Here is an 18,294-nt window from a genome sequence, read left to right on the forward strand (position 1 = left end):
ACAATATCCCCACAATATCATAACAATTAATTCATCGTAGCTTAACAACCTTCCTTTACACTTACTTGTGAATTGACCTTAAGGAGGAAAATCATGAAACACTCAAAAAAATGGAGTTCATTGTTGTTAGCAAGTGCAATCGCTTTATCTTCGATTAGTATCGCTCAACCGCAGGTACAAGCTGCTCAAGTAAAGAAGCCAACAAATGTGATTATGCTCGTGATGGATGGTAGTAGTAATAATGCCGTTACACTTTCTCGTTGGTATAAAGGTCAAAGTTTAGCGATGGATGAAATTTTATCAGGGGGCGTGCGTACATACTCTGCCGATTCAGCCATTACTGATTCAGCTCCTGCCGCTACTGCGTTAGCAACTGGCCATAAATCAAATGATAAATTTGTGGGTGTGTTACCGTCCGTTATTAATTCACCAGGGCTTAAGCAAATTCCCAAAGAGGATGCTTATAGACCAGTAGCCAATGTTTTAGAAGGAGCTAAACAACAGGGCAAGGCGACTGGATTGATTTCTACTTCGGAAATTCAGCATGCCACACCAGCAGGCTTTTCTGCACATGTTAATAATAGAAGCCAATATGATAACATCGCTGAGCAACAAGTTTATCAAAATATTGATGTCGTATTAGGTGGTGGCTTTGAGTCTCTGGCACCCGGCACAACTAAAAACGCTCGAAAAGATGGCGAGAATTTAGTGGATGTCCTTAAAGAAAAAAATTATGACATCGTGAAAACGCGAAATGAGCTTCTAAATAGTAAATCGTCAAAAATTTGGGGAAGCTTTGCTCCAAGTGCTCTTGCCTACGATTTTGATCGTGCCACAACAAAAGCATCTGAGCCAACTCTTGCTGAGATGACTAGTAAAGCTATTGATACGCTCAAAAAGGATGATGATGGTTTCTTCTTATTTGTAGAGGGCAGTAAAGTGGACTGGGCGGCTCATGCCAATGACACAATTGGCATGATTAGCGATATTTTATCGTTTGATGCTGCAGTTAAGGAAGCGGTTGATTTTGCAAAAGAAGATGGTAATACTATGGTCATAGCTGTTACAGACCACGGCAATAGTGGGATTACAATGGGTAATGCTAACACGACAAGTACTTATTCCAACACACCTGTTTCTGCCTATATCGATCCTCTAAAGAAAGCTAAAATGACAGTTGAAGGTGCGCTAAGCCAATTAAAAGAAGATAAATCAAATATTGTAGAAGTCGCTGCACTTTATGGATTAGATGATTTATCTGCAGACGAGCTTGCAACATTACAATTAGCTAAAGACCCCGGAGAAGAAATGGTAAAAATGCTTGCCAACCGTGCTAATATTGGCTTTACAACCGGTGGGCATACTGGTGATGATGTGTTTTTATACTCATTCGGACCATCTAAAATTACAGGCCTTGTAGAAAACACGGATTTAGCACATGCGATGGCAAAGTTTATGGACTTCGATTTAGATAAGCTTACAGATGATTTATATATACCGGCAACAAAAGCATTCACAGAAAAAGGCTACACATCTAAAATTGACTTAACTGATAAAGAAAACCCTAAATTTATTGCACAAAAAAATAATGTAACCGTTACAATCCCAGTTAATAAGAACATTTTAATATACGAACAAGACAAGACAGCAAAAACGCATACCTTTGACACAATCAATGTCTACAACGGTACTGAATTTTACGTTTCTAAAAAAGTTTTAAATGTAATCAAATAAGGGCTTTTACGAGGAGTTATTAACCACAAGCTTTCGCTGTAAGTTTCTTGTACTCGTTAAAGTGGGATAAAAATAAGGGTGCTATCATAAGTTGAGATGTTTAACTTGATGGTGGCACTTTTCTTTTTGCTCAAATTTGTTTTTGCAACAGTCCTCAAAAGATTACCACTTCCATCATCTGCTTAACATTTTGTAGCTTCCATTTTGGTTATCCCCTTTTATATCTCATCACATTTTATACCAATATTTTCCGTGCGATTTACTTTGATTTTACTTTCATTTATTATGCTTTAAGTAATGAAAAAACGGATTGCTTCCGATGCCCTATAACGAAATTTAAGGATTTCTTAAGTACCAATGAAGCGGAAAAACAGCGATAATAAAGGTGGTTGTAATTTTAGTAAACTTCAAGTTGGGATGAGAAAAAGTGTTTTTAAGCTCATTTTCTTCCCTTATTTTAGTTACGTTCTCCTAAACCTTAATTTTACCTTAAATTAATCTTATGATTTTATGAATATCTAGTAATTTAGCAACATTTTTATCTACAATCCGTCAAAACAGTGTTAAAAATTTTATTAGGGTTTAAAATTAAATTTTAGAAAAAACTTGAAAAAATATCTATTTATTTAGTATATTTACAAAGTTATAATCTTTTTTCATTTTTAATTGGGGGTGGACCTATGCAATCCATTAAAAATAATGAGGTTTTACGTTTTATAGGCTTTACGTTATTTTACTTCATCATTTTAGCGCTCTTGTTTTTTATCCATGGCTTCCATGATATGAACGCAGGACCATTTATATATACGGAATTTTAAGAAAAGGAGATATAAACTATGTTAAGTATTTTAGAGGCTATTCAAAAAGTGGCACAACAGCATCCTCATCGAACTGCATATCAAACTAATAGTGATTCCTTAACGTATGGTGAGCTTTGGCATCTTTCTGATTGTGTAGCACAGTATTTAATGGCTCTTGATTTAAAAAGACAACAACCAATCGTCGTCTACGGGCATATGTCCCCTTTACAAATCGTTGCCTTTTTAGGAGCTGTAAAGGCGGGTCATCCGTATGTACCAGTTGATTCTTCTACACCGTCTGAAAGGTTACAAATTATAATAGAAGCTTCTCAGGCTTGTTTACTACTAAAAACTGAAGCATTAGGCTCGAACCAATCAGTCCCTGTAGTGGAAGTAAGTGATTTAGTTGCTCAAGCTACTAGCATTTCGACAGAGCCTTCAACATGGGTTAAGGATCAAGAAATTCATTATATTATTTACACATCTGGTTCTACTGGTAAGCCAAAAGGTGTTCAAATTACAGCCGATAATTTAGCACATTTTGTTGCTTGGATGCATGAACATTTCCCACTACAGGAATCTGGTGTGTTTCTAAATCAAGCGCCTTATTCCTTTGATTTATCTGTGATGGATTTATATCCTGCACTCGTTAGTGGGCAAACACTTTACGCAATTACGCAAGAGCAAATTGCTAATCCAAAAGCGTTATTTGAGTCATTAGCTTCATCTGGTATTCGCGTTTGGACTTCTACACCTTCCTTTGCGAAGATATGTTTAATGAACAAAGAATGGAATCAAGCGTTAATGCCTTCGTTAAATACGTTTTTATTCTGCGGAGAGGTTTTACCAGTATCCGTATCGAAAGAATTAATGCAACGCTTCCCACAAGCTTCTATTTTTAACTTATACGGTCCTACAGAAACAACCGTTGCCGTATCTTATGTAGAAGTAACAAAGGAACTTTTGGAGCAATTTGACCAATTACCAATCGCTCCTCTATCTGAGCCTAATCTATCCTTGCAAGAAGATGGCGAGATTATTATTTCTGGACCGACTGTAAGTGCAGGTTATCTTGGGGCACCTGATTTAACACTTAAAGCGTTTCCTACAATAGGAGATCAACGTATTTATAAAACTGGGGACGTTGGTTATGAAAAAGATGGCTATTTGTTCTTTTCTGGACGTAAAGATTTTCAGGTAAAACTGCACGGTTATCGTTTAGAAATCGAGGAGATTGAAAAACAAATTGGCAATCTTCCAGCTGTTGCTAGCTGTGTTGTTATACCTATTTCAAAAGATGGTGAAATTGTTTCACTAAGTGCGTTTGTTGTTCTTCGCGAGCCATTGACGGACTCTGCCTTCAAAATGACGAAGCAGCTTAAAGCATTGTTAGCAGAGTATTTACCATCTTATATGATTCCGAAAACGTTCAAATACATTGACACTTTACCTTTAAATACTAACGGTAAAGTTGATCGTAAAGGATTGGCGGTTATGGAAACAGTATGACGGCTTATGGAAATATAATTTTTTTCATCATCATTGGTATTTTATTAATGCCAACCATTATTTTAGGACTACGTGGGAAATCAGCTAAACGCTATAATATCTTTATTTCGATTATCGTATTAGCTCTTATTTTTGGTAACTCCCCGCATGGCTCAATTTCTCTTATACTATTTACAGTATTTCAGTTATTATTAATTGTCGTTTACCAAAAATATCGCTCACAGAAGAATAGCACGCCCGTATTCGTAATTGCTGTACTGCTGTCCATTTTGCCACTTGTACTTGTGAAGGTTCTGCCTATGCTTGGCCTTAATAATTTATTTGGATTTTTAGGGGTATCCTATATTACCTTTAAATCGGTACAAATGATTTTAGAAACACGTGATGGCTTAATTAAGGATAAAATTTCAGTAGTTGAGCTTGCTTATTTCTTACTGTTCTTCCCAACAATAACTTCGGGACCTATTGATCGTTGGAGACGCTTTTATAAAGATATGCACACAGTGCCGTCTGGTCAAGACTATCAAAAGCTACTGTTAAGTGGGATCAATTATATATTTGTAGGCTTATTATATAAATTTATTTTGGCTTATTTAATATACAATTACACACTTATTTATTTACCAAATCAAACTTATAACTATTTGACACCTTTTCAAGGGCAAATAGCGTATATGTATATGTATAGTTTTTATCTATTTTTTGACTTTGCAGGTTATAGTGCTTTTGCAGTTGGTGTTAGTCGCATTATGGGTGTTCAAACGCCAATTAACTTTAACCGTCCATTCACGAGTCGCAATATTAAAGACTTTTGGAATCGTTGGCATATGAGTCTTTCATTCTGGTTCAGGGATTATGTTTATATGCGCTTTGTGCTTTGGATGACTAAGAAAAAATGGATTAAAAACAAATATACAGTTTCTTATCTTGGCTTCTTCTTACTGTTCTTTTTAATGGGTATTTGGCACGGTTTAGAATTGCACTATATTGTCTATGGTCTCTACCATGCCTTATTAATTATCTGTTTCGATAAATTTGAACGTTGGAATAAGAAGCGCAAGATTTGGCCGAAAAATAAATGGACTCATGCAATCGGCGTATTTATTACGTTTAATGCCATTTGCTTTGGTTTCTATATTTTTTCAGGAACATTATTTTAATTAATGGCTCTGTTCATGTTTTTATGAATACCGCAGCCTAAACAATAAAGGAGATTTATAATATGGATAAACAACAAGTTTTAGAAATGTTAGTAGAGTTATGCGAGGACGATATCATTTTAGAAAACCCAGATATCGATTTATTTGAAGAAGGACTTCTTGATTCATTCGGTACAATTAATTTATTAGTGGAAATTGAAAGCCGCTTTAATATCTCAGTGCCAATTACTGATTTCAACCGTGAGGAATGGAACACGCCAAATCGTATTGTAGCGGAATTAGCTGAAAGACAATGATTAAGAAAGGCTTTCTATCAATATTAATTGCTTTTGCTCTTTTTGCTGCCTTGATATTCTTCCCTAATTCCTGGATAAAAGCTTGGATTTCAGATGAAGATGTAGAGCAGGCAAAGACAAGTATGTCTCCATTAGTGTTCCAAGGGATGTATTTCCAGGAGCGAATGTTACAGGAGCCTAAAACTATGCCTTTATATGGCTCCTCAGAATTAAATCGTTTCGATCCTTTCCACCCTTATAATTATACTCGGGCTACAGATGCTCCGTATACGACATTTATGGTCGGGCGTGGTGGAATGCAGTCTATTACACACTTTTTAAACTTTGCTGCACAGGAAAAGAATTTAAAGGATAAGAAAATTGTTTTCATCATTTCTCCTCAATGGTTTACGAAAAAGGGAATGAATGAATTACACTTCTCTCCTAACTATTCGATGTTGCATGCTTATGATTTAGCATACAATAAGGACATTGACGAAGATCTTCGAAATCGAGGAATGAAACGCCTTCTTGAATTCGATACTGTTAATCGAGATGAGCTGCTTAAAACAATTTATGAATATAAATTATCTGGCGGTAAGGAAAAACCAATCATCGGACGACTTGCCCTGATGGCTGGTCATGTCCAAAAGGCACTTTTAGAGAAAAAAGATTTATATTACTCGCTCTTCCCTCGAGAAGGAAGTAACTTAAAAAGAAATGACAAACTAGTTGCGGGCCAAACATTCGAGCAACAAATAGAAAATGCCGAGAAATATGGCGAGAAACGTGTTTCCAATGATTTAATGATTGAAAACAAATTTTATAAACGTCTTGTAAATGCTAATATTAAAAAGTTTGAAGGAATGCGCAAAAACGAAGATTATACGACTTCACCCGAATATGAGGATTTACAGCTTGTAATTGATATTTTAAAAGATGCTGGTGCAAAGCCGCTATTTATCTCTATTCCAGTAAATGGTCATTGGTATGACTACACTGAATATCCTGCGGATCGCCGTGAAAAATATTACGAAAAAATGGATCAGATATTGACTAAAAATGATGTTCCATATGTTGATTTCTCAGGCCATGACTATGATCCTTATTTCATAATGGATACGATTCATATCGCATGGAAGGGCTGGGTATATCTAGACCAAGAACTAGACAAATATTGGGCACAGAAATAATTGCATTGTTCTCATTTAAAGAACGTAGAGACAGTCTAAAGTGTTAATCACTGAAGACTGTCTTTTTTTATGGCAATCAATATCCCTCCGGTACCCTCTTCTAACAACCCCTCTATATTTCCCTTGACTCTCCCCTTAACTGGACAGATATACTCATAAAGACAATAGGATAAAAAAGTATTGGAGATGAATCGATGTTTAAAATTAGCGAGTTTTCAAAGCTTAGCCAAGTATCTGTAAAGACATTACGTTACTATGATCAATTGAATTTGCTTAAGCCTGCTTATACTGACAAATTTACGGGATATCGGTATTACTCAGCTGACCAAATGTTTCAAATCCATCGTATTTTAGCGTTCAAAGAATTGGGGTTCTCCTTAGAGCAAATTCGTCAAATGATGGGAGAGAATATCTCTCTTGAGCAAATTAGAGGTATGTTCAGAATTAAGCAAAATGAGATTCAATCCATTTTGGATGCCGAAAACGCTAGACTGGCTCGCATAAAGGAAAGTCTGTGTAATATCGAGAACGAGGGAAAAGATGTAGCTTCACTTGATGTCGTTCTAAAAGAAATTAAGCCACAGCTCGTATTGTCTTATCGTAAAAAAGCATCGTTTAGACAAATCCCTGAGATGTTTCAAGAGCTGGATGATTATTTAGGAGTCTCTGGGCATTCTTCCTTGTCCCAAATGGTACTTTGGCATGGCTGTGAAGAGTGTGAGGATGCCATTGATATAGAGGTAGCTCGATCGTTGACGTTCGATATACCGAGTTCCCCCCCTTTTACAGTAAAAAGATTGCCAGAAGCTCCGATGATGGCCACACTTGTCCATCATTGCTCGACAACAAGCCGCTGCACAGCAAGTACAGAGTTAGCATTATGGATTGAACGAAATGGATATCGCTTGAAGGACAATGAACCTCGCCGTGAAATCTGCATTCCTCATAAAAAATTAGACAATCCAGAATCCTACGTTGCAGAAGTTCAGATTGCTGTTGAAAGAGCTTAATTTTTGAATGGTAAGGAAGGAGATATTGCTTTGACTAAACATCAGAAGCTTTTGACTTTAAATTTATTTTTATTGACCTTTGTCCTTGGAACGAGTGAATTTGTCATTGTCGGGCTGCTATCCGAAGTGTCAACCGACTTAAATATCTCCATCTCTACAGCTGGCGCTCTCGTATCTACTTTCGCCATATCCTTTGCAATCGGCACGCCCATTTTAACAGCAATATCCAGTCGATTCTCAAAGTATCCGCTAATGCTTACATTAATCGTACTATTTATTGCAGGTAATAGTTTATCCGCTTTATCGGCAACGTATGGGCTACTTATTGTATCGAGAATACTTACAGCTGTTGTGACAGGGATTTTAATTGCACTTGCAATGGCAGTCGCTAGCGAGGTAATGCCAACTGAAAAGAGGGGGCCTGTTATTTCGATCATCTTTACCGGCTTTACTATAGCTAGTGTAATTGGAGTGCCGATTGGTACCTATATTGGACAATTAGGCGGCTGGCGAATGTCCTTTTGGTTTACCGCCCTTTTGGGAATTATTTCGTTCATTGCTAGCTCTGCTACAATACCTAAAGGACTAATAGGAGCAAAAAGCTCTTTTAATAAACAACTTGGCTTATTAACTAATTCGCGTATTATCATAGCATTCTTTATTCCAGCTTTAAGTATCGGAGCTACATATACCGTATACACTTATCTAACCCCTCTATTACTTGACGTACTAGTTGTCCCGGAACGATCTATTAGTCTAGTATTCTTGCTTTACGGGGTAGTATCTATCTTTAGTACGATAATAGGTGGAAAATTGGTAACGCGTAATGGAATCGGCAAGCTTCGATATATATTTCTTATACAAGCTGTGATTCTTGGGTTATTTTATATTTCATCAACGTCCATTGTTTTTGGACTGTTGAACATATCTTTTATAGCCCTTATTGTATATACAATGAACTCCACCATGCAATTGTATTTTATTGATTTAGCGGATAAGCACTATCCATCTGCGAAAGATTTAGCTTCATCGTTAACTCCTGTCTCTGTAAATATTGGTATTGCAATTGGTTCAACTCTTGGAGGATTTGTCACAACGAATATGAAACTTATTGATGTATCCTGGTTCGGGGGAATTGTAGCAATCGTTGCCTCATCGCTAACATTTATCAGCTATCATTTAGATCAAAAAAGTTCTATTCAAACGAAATGTAATGTTTAACAAAATAACCCTTCCTTAAAAACAATTAAGGAAAGGTTATTCTTACATGGATTCATTTTAACTTGCTTCACCATAGAAAGTTAGAGATGATATTTTATTAAACGCATAGCATGTAGAAAAGTTGATTGGAGTGGAGACTGGGCGACTCCTTGGGGATTAGCAATAGAGGAACGAAGGCTAAAACCATCACCTCCTGTGATAACGCCTTCGTGACCAACATCGTGCTGTTGCTGTCGCTTCGTTGCACTACGCTTTCGCACAGAATGAAACCCTTTTACTGACGCTTCGTTAGCACTACGCTTTCGCGCAAAAAACATCTGTTGCCCCAAGCGGCTCATTGGACGCCCCCAGGAAGCTTTGCTCTGTGCGAAAGCGAAGCGGCAGCAACAGCCACCATCTGATAATCCAATCAAAAAATACTCCAACGTTTGCGGTGTACGCTCCAGAATTTCAATAGCTTCCTTCATATTAAAATTCATGCTACTGGCCTCTTCTTCGTTACAAATGAACTCGAAGCCCCTCTTGTTTGAAGGTTATTTCAAGACCTTCTTAATCCGTTATTCATATATCATAACCCAATATTTTTCCTTATCCCCTTCTTCATTTACCTTCTTCCAACCATTCTTCTCATAAAATTTCAAAGCTTTGTGATTTTCGGATACACATTTTAATCTTAACGGTTTATTCATTTTTTTAATGGAGGCATTTAGTAAGTGACCCCCTACACCTTTACCTAAAAAATCTGGATGAATAAATAAATTATGAATGAAGTTATCTGGCAAGTATAATGAAGCAAATCCAAGTATATGATGGTCCTCTTCCGCTACAATTATATGCTCTCCTATAGTATCTTTATCAAAATCGTCTAAAGTCAATTCTTCTAAAGCAGCCCAATGGAAATTTTTACGCCGCGATTCCAGATAGATTATTCTTAATTCTGGGTAATCTAATTCATTCGCTTCTCTAATATTCACATGCTCACCTTTGCTTTCATAATAATTTTAAGTGACTAATCAATTATGCCTCGGCATAATTGCGTCCGGAGGCTTTTGGCAAACAAATGTTTTTTGTGTGAAAGCGAAGCGACAGCACGATGTTGGTCACTAAGTCGTGTGTTGTTGCTGTCGCTACAAAAGACATTTGCTAAAAGGAGTCAAATGAAAAAAGTCTAAGTTCATCAGCATCATCGGAAAACTGGATTAATCTCTCAAACTTCAAACCTACTTTTTCAAGTAGCTTGGCTGAAGCGTCATTATCTTGAGTTGTGATAGCTACAATACGATTTAACCCTAGTATATCAATACCATATGCCAATGTTGCTGAGGCTGCTTCATAGGCGTATCCTTTTCCCCAATACTTAGGTAGAAAAGCGAAGCCAATATCCACATCTTCTAGCGACTCTCTTTTAACTAAACCACAAATTCCAAGGGGGGTTTGATCTTCTTTTCTTTCAACTAAATAAAGACAAAATCCAAATTGCTCATACATGCGAATTGGTCCGTTTTCTATATATTCACATGCATCCTCTACTGTTCTCAATCCGCGATCACCGATGAACTGCAACCATGAAGGATCATTCATTAACTCAAGGATAAAATCCGCATCATCTGTTGTTTGTAAGCGAAGGGTAAGTCGTTCAGTTTCAAAAATTTTCATCGTAATTCTCCTTTCAGTATTGTTTTCCCCTATATGTAATTTATGTTTTGAATTAAATATATAATAACGGACTAAACATTGCACTTGCATTGCCTTTCAGAAGAGTAGATCCATTTTCTCTGGTTTATCGTATATAAATGAAATAAACACATCCATCCCAGTAAAAGCATTTCAAGGACTTTACCAATTTTTGTCGAATAATAATCTATAGAGCAATTTGCCTTTTTTATTAAAGGCAGCAAATTTATAAAAGGTGAGGTTGTTTTTTTGAGAAATAAATATTTAATTTTTAGTATCCTATCAATATTATTTTTGTCATTTCTTTCAGGCTGTGCTAATCAAAATGATACAGAATCAGCGACTATTTCAACTAATACTGATTCTAAATATGTGAGTACTTTCAAAGATTTAAATTTAGGTATACTATTTGACTATAATTTCAAATTAAATAATGCTGATAAAAGTTGGGTTGATCTTTGGGTTGAAAGTTACAAGGATGGGCAATTGGAATCTGATTCACTAATGACACTATCTTATGGGCAAAGTCCAAACAAAGTAGAGAAAGGTAATATTGGGTTTGGAATAATAAAGAATGATGATGCTGAATCATTTGCTTTTCTTTATGCACCAAGTGTTAAATCATTCCCTCAAAAAATCGACAAAATTCAATCCACTGAAGGTATTGTTAGTGGATGGTACTCTGCACTTGGAGATGAAACCGTAAAATTAAAATTAAATGAAACTTATGTATTGGCTGTATACAGAGAATCAAAAGGAAACTCTTTACAAACATATGACTTGCAGGACGAGAATGAAGTAAAGAAAATGATAGATGATGTCCGTCTTGTGTATTTATTAAAATTAAAAATTCATAATGAATCTAATTAAAGCTAATTTCAAGAGCATCTAAGGTGAAGTTTTAATCATAGTTTGAATTTTATCCTGCCTGAGCGGTTCTCTCGGTACCTGACACTTCTCTTTGGAACCCGATCACTTTTTCGCCTTACCCGAGCAGCTTTCGGGGTTACCTGATCACTTTCCTACGCTACCCGATCACTTTGCCAAAATCTACCCCAACCAACAACAAAAAATCGCCTCAAAAGTATGTAAATACTTTTGAGGCGATACCAGTAAAGCTACTTAGTAATAGCTTATTTTAAGTTATAGAATGAATTTAAACCAAGGTACTCAGCTGTTGCACCAAGTTGATCTTCAATGCGAAGAAGTTGGTTGTATTTAGCTACGCGGTCTGTACGAGATGGAGCACCTGTTTTAATTTGACCAGCGTTTGTAGCAACTGCGATATCAGCAATTGTTGCATCTTCAGATTCACCAGAACGGTGAGAGATAACTGCTGTGTAACCAGCGCGTTTTGCCATTTCGATTGCTTCGAATGTTTCTGTTAACGTACCGATTTGGTTTACTTTGATAAGGATTGCATTACCAACACCTTGCTCAATACCTGCCGCTAATTTTTTCGTATTTGTTACAAATAGATCGTCGCCTACTAATTGTACGCGAGCGCCAATGCGATCTGTTAATAATTTGTGTCCTGCCCAGTCGTTTTCGTCTAAGCCATCTTCAATTGAGATGATTGGGTATTTAGCAGTTAATTCCTCGTACCAGTCAACCATTTCTTCAGAAGTTTTGACAACACCTTCACCGTCTAAGTGATATTTGCCATCTTCTTTATTGAATAATTCAGATGACGCAACGTCCATTGCAAGTTTTACTTCTTCACCTGGTTTATAGCCAGCTTTTTCGATTGCTTCTAAAATTACAGTAATGGCTTCTTCGTTAGAACCAAGGTTTGGTGCGAAACCACCTTCGTCACCTACAGCTGTGTTATAGCCTTTCGCTTTAAGCACTGCTTTTAAGTTGTGGAAGATTTCAGCGCCCATACGTAATGCATGGCGGAATGATTCTGCTCCTACAGGCATTACCATGAATTCTTGAATGTCTACGTTGTTGTCAGCGTGAGCGCCACCATTTATGATGTTCATCATTGGTACTGGTAGTTGTTTTGCGTTAAATCCACCAAGATATTGATAAAGAGGTACATCTAAATAATCTGCCGCAGCATGTGCAACTGCCATTGATACACCTAGAATGGCGTTGGCACCTAGTTTACCTTTGTTTTCTGTGCCATCTAGCTCGATTAAAGCTTTGTCGATGACTACTTGATCAAGAACTGAGTAGTTACCTTCTAGCTCTTGAGCAATAATTGTGTTTACATTTTCAACTGCTTTTAATACACCTTTGCCTAGGTAACGAGATTTGTCACCGTCGCGTAATTCTACTGCCTCATATTCACCTGTAGATGCACCTGATGGTACGATTGAGCGTCCAAAAGCGCCTGATTCTGTAAATACTTCAACTTCTACCGTTGGATTCCCACGTGAGTCTAAAACTTCGCGCGCATAAATTTGTGTAATAAATGGCATAATTAATTCTCCTCTTTTTCAATTAATGATTGACCTGTCATTTCAGAAGGTTGTGACACCTCTAATAATTCTAACATGGTTGGCGCTAAATCGGCTAAAATGCCACCATTTCTTAACATTAAATTTGGTTTTGTCACAATTACTGGAACAGGATTTGTTGTATGAGCTGTCATTGGAGCCCCTTCTAAAGTAAGAACTTCATCAGAGTTACCATGGTCAGCTGTAATAATAGCTGCGCCACCTTTTGCAAGGAGTGCATCTACTACTTTACCAAGACATTCATCGACTGTTTCAATGGCCTTGATTGTTGGCTCTAACATTCCGCTATGCCCAACCATATCAGGGTTAGCAAAATTAAGAATAATGCCATCAAATTTATCGGCCGCAATCTCTGCAAGCAATGCTTCTGTTACTTCATAAGCACTCATTTCAGGTTTTAAATCGTATGTTGCAACTTTTGGAGATGCAATTAAAATACGCTCTTCCCCTTCAAATTTCTCCTCACGACCACCACTCATAAAGAATGTAACATGCGGATACTTTTCTGTTTCTGCAATACGAAGCTGTGTTTTGCCATTAGAAGCTAACACTTCACCAATCGTATTTTTCAAGTTGTCGTTTTCATACGCAACTTGAGCATGCACTTCATCACTGTAGTGTGTGAATGATACAAATTTTAAATTCTTTGGTTGCTTATCTGATAAAGCAAAGCCATCAAATTCACTATTTGTAAACACTTTAGATAGTTGAATTGCACGGTCAGGGCGGAAGTTGAAGAAAATAACAGCGTCATTATCGTCAATTGTTGCCACTGCTTTTCCTTGCTCTTGAACGCTAAATGGAATAACAAACTCATCTGTTACATCATGCTCATATGATGCCGCTACGCCACTTGCCGCGCTGTCAGCTGTTTGACCAACACCATCTACTAGCACATTGTACGTAAGGGCTACACGATCCCAACGTTTATCACGATCCATTGCATAATAACGACCATGAATAGAAGCAAATTGACCTACGCCAATGTCCTTCATTTGTTTTTCAGTTTCTTCAATATAGCCTAAAGCTGTTGATGGTCCAACATCACGGCCATCTAAGAAACCATGTACAAAGACTTTGTCTAAGCCTTGTTGTTTAGCAAGCTTTATTAGTGCAAACATATGCTCATAATGGCTATGTACGCCACCGTCTGAAAGTAAGCCCATAATATGAAGCTTAGATTGATGAGCTTTAGCATGTGCTATTGCATCCAAAAATGCTTTATTCGTAAAGAAATCTCCTTCACGAATAGATTTGTTTAAGCGTGTTAAGCTTTGGTAGACAATACGTCCAGCACCTATATTTAGGTGTCCAACTTCAGAGTTCCCCATTTGACCTTCAGGTAACCCCACCGCTTCACCAGCTGCAGTTAATGTTGAATGCGGGAACTCATTCCAAAAACGATCGAAGTTAGGTTTGTTAGCTTGGGCTACTGCATTTCCGAAAGTTTCGTCGCGAAATGCAAAGCCATCTAGAATAATTAATGCTACTGGCTTTTTAGGCATTTGCTGCCGCCTCCAATAATTTTAAATATGATTCTGGTTGTAAACTTGCTCCACCAACTAAAGCGCCATCGATATGTTCTTTTGATAATAATTCCTGAATGTTTTCAGGTTTTACGCTACCGCCGTATTGAATACGTACAGCATTGGCCGTTTCAGCATTATATAATTCCTTCACTACTGCACGAATTGCTCCGCATACTTGGTTAGCATCTTCTGCTGTAGCTGTTTTACCTGTACCGATTGCCCAAATTGGTTCATAGGCGATCACCATATGCTCCACTTCTTGTGCTCCAAATCCTGCAAGTGCTGCTGTAATTTGATGAGCAACCTTTTGCTCGGTAGTCCCCGCTTCACGTTCCTCAAGTGTTTCTCCACAGCAAATAATTGGTACGATATTATGCGCTAGTGCTGCAGCAACTTTTTTATTGATCGCTTCATCTGTCTCATTATAATATTCACGTCGTTCAGAGTGTCCTAAAATAACATAGTCTACTTCCACGCTTGCTAGCTGAGCTGGACTAATTTCCCCAGTGAATGCACCTTCGTTTTCATAGTGCATCGTTTGAGCACCAATTGCTAGCTCAGATTCACTAGCAACTTGCACAAGCGTAGGTAGGTAAAGTGCTGGTGCACAAACAACAGCGTCTACTTTATCATTTGAAGGAAGTTTGTCCTGTACCGCATCGACAAATTGGATAGCCTCTTCAAATGATTTATACATTTTCCAGTTACCTGCAATAATTGGTTTACGCATCGTTATTGCCTCCTATGTTTTTTATTTTAAACAGTTTTACTTATCGTTTAATGCCACAATTCCCGGAAGTTCTTTCCCTTCCATTAATTCAAGTGATGCACCGCCACCTGTAGAAATATGGTCCATTTTATCCGCAACTTCAAATTTTTCTACTGCCGCTGCAGAATCCCCGCCACCGATAACTGTATAACCAGTTGTTGTTGCCATAGCGTCAGCTACAGTTTTTGTACCATTCGCGAATTTATCCATTTCAAAGACACCCATTGGTCCATTCCAAATGATTAATTTAGAATTTTTAATAACTTCTGCATAGTTAGCAGCTGTTTTTGGACCGATATCTAAGCCCATCCAGTCCGCTGGAATAGCGTCTACATCGACAATTTGTGTTTCAGCATCTTTTGAAAACTCGTTTGCGACAACGGTATCGATTGGCATATGTAATTGCACGCCTTTCGCCTTTGCTTTTTCAATAAAGGATTTTGCTAAATCGATTTTATCTTCTTCTAATAAAGATTTACCGATATCATAGCCTTGCGCTTTAATGAATGTGAATGATAAACCGCCACCGATAATTAGGTGGTCTACTTTTTCTAATAAGCTTTCAATCACACCAATTTTGTCTTTAACTTTGGCACCACCGATAATTGCTGTAAATGGACGCTCTGGGTTAGATAATGCTTTACCTAGCACATCTAATTCCTTTTGCATAAGGAAACCAGATACTGCTGGTACATACTTGGCAATTCCTTCAGTTGACGCGTGTGCACGGTGAGCTGCACCGAACGCATCATTGACATAAACGTCCGCTAATTTTGCAAATTGCTCTGCTAATGCTGGATCATTTTTCTCTTCGCCAGCGTGGAAGCGAACATTTTCAAGAAGAATAATGTCACCATCTTGCATATTTGCAACCGCTTCTTCTACCTCTTGACCAATTGACTCATCTAATTTTGTAACAGGTTTACCCATTAATTCAGCTAAACGTACACCGACTGCAGTTAGGCGCATATCCTCTTTTACTTCACCCTTTGGACGTCCTAAGTGAGAAGCTAAAATTACTTTGGCACCTTGTTCCACTAAATATTCAATTGTAGGAATTGCTGCTCGAATACGTGTTTCGTCAGTAATCGCACCATCTGCCATCGGTACATTAAAATCAACACGTACAAATACACGCTTACCTTTTACATCAATATCTTTCATCGTCTTCTTATTTAACATGAAGAAACCCCCTTCAAAGTTCTTAGTCATGAATTACCTGGATTCACCCATCTTGGCTCCTCACATCATTCACTTAACTGTATTAGATAAAAATAGTTGATCCATCATCACATAGGATTAATTCTGTTTAATAAGCCTTTTCAAAAAAAGCGCTCAGAACGGAAATCAACCCACGTTATGGTGAAGTACCCTTTTACTTGCTTATATAGTAGCAAAAGTCACGTTCTATGTCTTGCGATTACATAACCAGTCACATGACCGCCTTATATTTCGTATCAATTTCGCCTTGGCGTAATTGCGTCCGGATTTTGAATTGTGCCCGCACAATTCATTCCTTTCAAAATCCGTGACATCCGCCGGAGGCTTTGGGCCAGCATGATGCTGGTCACTCAGTCGTTGCCACAGGACGTGGCGTTCTTAGACTGAGTTCCTCTATTTCAGTAAGTGTTTGGACACCTACTAAAAAGGAAGCACATCTCCATTCACCACCACCTTCTGAGGTGGGTGTATTCTGTAACTGACGTTTCACTTACGTTACAAAAGACATTTGCTGAATGAAGATAAAAAGGAGTAAGGGTAAATTTCCCTTACTCCCATTACCCTTGTATATTATATCTTCTAGATATTATAAAGGCTATACTTTTTGTGCGCAAAAAGCAGTATTATGTCACACTTTTTACTTAAGTTATCGAATTATGACACTTATTTAGTGTTTAATCCTTTATCTGCGATATATAAAGCTAAGTCCATTAAACGAGTAGAGTAACCAATTTCGTTATCATACCATGCTAGAACTTTTACCATACTATTTTCTAATACCATTGTAGAAAGACCATCTACAGTCGAAGAGTTATGGTTACCATTGTAGTCAATTGAAACTAATGGTAATTCATTGTAACCTAAAATGCCTTTAAGTTCGTTTTCTGAAGCTTCTTTTAACGCCGCATTAATGGCTTCTTTTGTTACTTCTGCTTTTAGCTCCACTACTAAGTCAACACATGAAACGTTTGGTGTCGGTACACGCATAGAGAAGCCATCTAGTTTACCTTTTAAGTGAGGTAATACTTTTGAAACTGCAACTGCTGCACCTGTTGTTGTTGGAATCATTGACACTGCACCAGCACGTGCGCGACGTGGGTCAGAGTGCGGGAAGTCAAGGATACGTTGATCGTTTGTATATGAGTGAATTGTTGTCATCATACCACGCTCAATGCCAAATTTTTCATCAAGTATTTTTGCAACTGGCGCTAGACAGTTCGTTGTACAAGAAGCGTTTGAAATAACATCGTCTGTTTCAGGGTTGTAATCCTCATGGTTAACACCCATAACAAACGTTGGCATTTCGCCTTTCGCTGGGGCTGAAAGAATAGCTTTTTTAGCACCTGCTTGAATATGTTTACCTACTTCTTCCATTGAGCGGAATCTACCTGTACATTCAAGTACTACATCAACACCTAGTTCGCCCCAAGGTAAATTAGCAGGATCTTTCTCAGCATAAACTTTAATGTTTTTTCCATTTACTACGAAAGAATCGCCGTCTGCATAAACATCAGCATCGTAGATACCATGTACTGAATCATAAGTTAATAAGTGTGCAAGTTGACCTGCATCTGTTAGGTCATTTACTGCCACCACTTCGAATTCATCGTGCTTCATAGCTTCACGAAATACTAATCGTCCAATACGTCCAAATCCATTAATCGCTAATTTTAATGCCATTGTCAATTCCTCCAATATTGTTTAAATAATTAATTTTGCCTCGGACATTTATAA

At 37.6% G+C, this 18,294-nt stretch carries 16 protein-coding genes and 1 pseudogene; 9 read left to right on the top strand and 8 right to left on the bottom strand.

Translation table 11 applies throughout. The annotated features are described in order from the left end of the window. Positions 1-93 precede the first annotated feature (93 nt). From ACMZ42_RS09440 to ACMZ42_RS09475, 8 genes are all read left to right on the top strand, one after another. Complete coding sequence (locus ACMZ42_RS09440) at positions 94-1,734, top strand: alkaline phosphatase (RefSeq protein ID WP_415731296.1); 1,641 nt, start codon at positions 94-96, stop codon at positions 1,732-1,734. A 680-nt stretch (positions 1,735-2,414) separates the two neighbouring features. Next, a complete protein-coding gene (locus ACMZ42_RS09445; RefSeq protein WP_370081792.1) occupies positions 2,415-2,552 on the top strand; it encodes a teichoic acid D-Ala incorporation-associated protein DltX in 138 nt (45 codons plus the stop codon). 18 nt (positions 2,553-2,570) lie between these two features. Continuing rightward, positions 2,571-4,043 carry a D-alanine--poly(phosphoribitol) ligase subunit DltA gene (gene dltA, locus ACMZ42_RS09450; RefSeq protein WP_415731297.1) on the top strand — a complete coding sequence of 491 codons (1,473 nt, stop codon included), beginning with the start codon at positions 2,571-2,573 and terminating at the stop codon, positions 4,041-4,043. Then, positions 4,040-5,203: a D-alanyl-lipoteichoic acid biosynthesis protein DltB gene (dltB, locus tag ACMZ42_RS09455; protein ID WP_415731298.1), complete on the top strand. Its 1,164-nt coding sequence runs from the start codon at positions 4,040-4,042 to the stop codon at positions 5,201-5,203. Before dltA ends, dltB begins: the two co-directional genes overlap by 4 nt. Positions 5,204-5,265: 62 nt before the next feature. Then, entirely contained in the window at positions 5,266-5,499 is a 234-nt protein-coding gene (gene dltC / locus ACMZ42_RS09460) for a D-alanine--poly(phosphoribitol) ligase subunit 2 (RefSeq protein ID WP_370081798.1), read from the top strand. Continuing rightward, a complete protein-coding gene (gene dltD, locus ACMZ42_RS09465; RefSeq protein ID WP_415731299.1) occupies positions 5,496-6,671 on the top strand; it encodes a D-alanyl-lipoteichoic acid biosynthesis protein DltD in 1,176 nt (391 codons plus the stop codon). The genes dltC and dltD overlap by 4 nt, the downstream gene beginning before the upstream one ends. Positions 6,672-6,865: 194 nt before the next feature. Further along, positions 6,866-7,681 (top strand): MerR family transcriptional regulator, encoded by an 816-nt coding sequence (locus tag ACMZ42_RS09470; RefSeq protein WP_370081802.1) that lies wholly within the window; start codon positions 6,866-6,868, stop codon positions 7,679-7,681. A gap of 30 nt (positions 7,682-7,711) precedes the next feature. After that, positions 7,712-8,902: an MFS transporter gene (locus ACMZ42_RS09475; protein WP_415731300.1), complete on the top strand. Its 1,191-nt coding sequence runs from the start codon at positions 7,712-7,714 to the stop codon at positions 8,900-8,902. A 380-nt stretch (positions 8,903-9,282) separates the two neighbouring features. Here the strand turns inward: ACMZ42_RS09475 and ACMZ42_RS09480 are convergent. From ACMZ42_RS09480 to ACMZ42_RS09490, 3 genes and pseudogenes are all read right to left on the bottom strand, one after another. Then, positions 9,283-9,381: pseudogene (locus ACMZ42_RS09480) on the bottom strand (DinB family protein); the annotation flags it as partial. A gap of 78 nt (positions 9,382-9,459) precedes the next feature. After that, on the bottom strand, positions 9,460-9,876 hold the full coding sequence (locus ACMZ42_RS09485) for a GNAT family N-acetyltransferase (protein ID WP_370081808.1): 417 nt from the start codon (positions 9,874-9,876) through the stop codon (positions 9,460-9,462). A gap of 169 nt (positions 9,877-10,045) precedes the next feature. Then, positions 10,046-10,558, bottom strand: a complete 513-nt coding sequence (locus tag ACMZ42_RS09490; RefSeq protein ID WP_370081810.1) for a GNAT family N-acetyltransferase — start codon at positions 10,556-10,558, stop codon at positions 10,046-10,048. A 267-nt stretch (positions 10,559-10,825) separates the two neighbouring features. Here ACMZ42_RS09490 and ACMZ42_RS09495 point away from each other — a divergent pair, with 267 nt between their 5' ends. Further along, complete coding sequence (locus ACMZ42_RS09495; RefSeq protein ID WP_370081812.1) at positions 10,826-11,446, top strand: hypothetical protein; 621 nt, start codon at positions 10,826-10,828, stop codon at positions 11,444-11,446. A 263-nt stretch (positions 11,447-11,709) separates the two neighbouring features. On the opposite strand, the gene eno is transcribed toward ACMZ42_RS09495, so the two are convergent. From eno to gap, 5 genes are all read right to left on the bottom strand, one after another. Further along, on the bottom strand, positions 11,710-13,002 hold the full coding sequence (gene eno, locus ACMZ42_RS09500) for a phosphopyruvate hydratase (RefSeq protein WP_370081814.1): 1,293 nt from the start codon (positions 13,000-13,002) through the stop codon (positions 11,710-11,712). Positions 13,003-13,004: 2 nt separating this feature from the next. After that, a complete protein-coding gene (gpmI, locus tag ACMZ42_RS09505) occupies positions 13,005-14,546 on the bottom strand; it encodes a 2,3-bisphosphoglycerate-independent phosphoglycerate mutase (RefSeq protein WP_415731301.1) in 1,542 nt (513 codons plus the stop codon). Beyond that, positions 14,539-15,300 carry a triose-phosphate isomerase gene (tpiA, locus tag ACMZ42_RS09510; RefSeq protein ID WP_370081817.1) on the bottom strand — a complete coding sequence of 254 codons (762 nt, stop codon included), beginning with the start codon at positions 15,298-15,300 and terminating at the stop codon, positions 14,539-14,541. Before tpiA ends, gpmI begins: the two co-directional genes overlap by 8 nt. A 36-nt stretch (positions 15,301-15,336) precedes the next feature. Continuing rightward, positions 15,337-16,521: a phosphoglycerate kinase gene (locus ACMZ42_RS09515; protein WP_415731302.1), complete on the bottom strand. Its 1,185-nt coding sequence runs from the start codon at positions 16,519-16,521 to the stop codon at positions 15,337-15,339. 702 nt (positions 16,522-17,223) lie between these two features. Continuing rightward, positions 17,224-18,240: a type I glyceraldehyde-3-phosphate dehydrogenase gene (gene gap, locus ACMZ42_RS09520; RefSeq protein WP_370081821.1), complete on the bottom strand. Its 1,017-nt coding sequence runs from the start codon at positions 18,238-18,240 to the stop codon at positions 17,224-17,226. Between the last annotated feature and the right edge of the window lie 54 nt (positions 18,241-18,294).

The sequence above is a fragment of the Lysinibacillus sp. NPDC056185 genome (assembly GCF_047737915.1).
GTDB lineage: Bacteria > Bacillota > Bacilli > Bacillales_A > Planococcaceae > Lysinibacillus.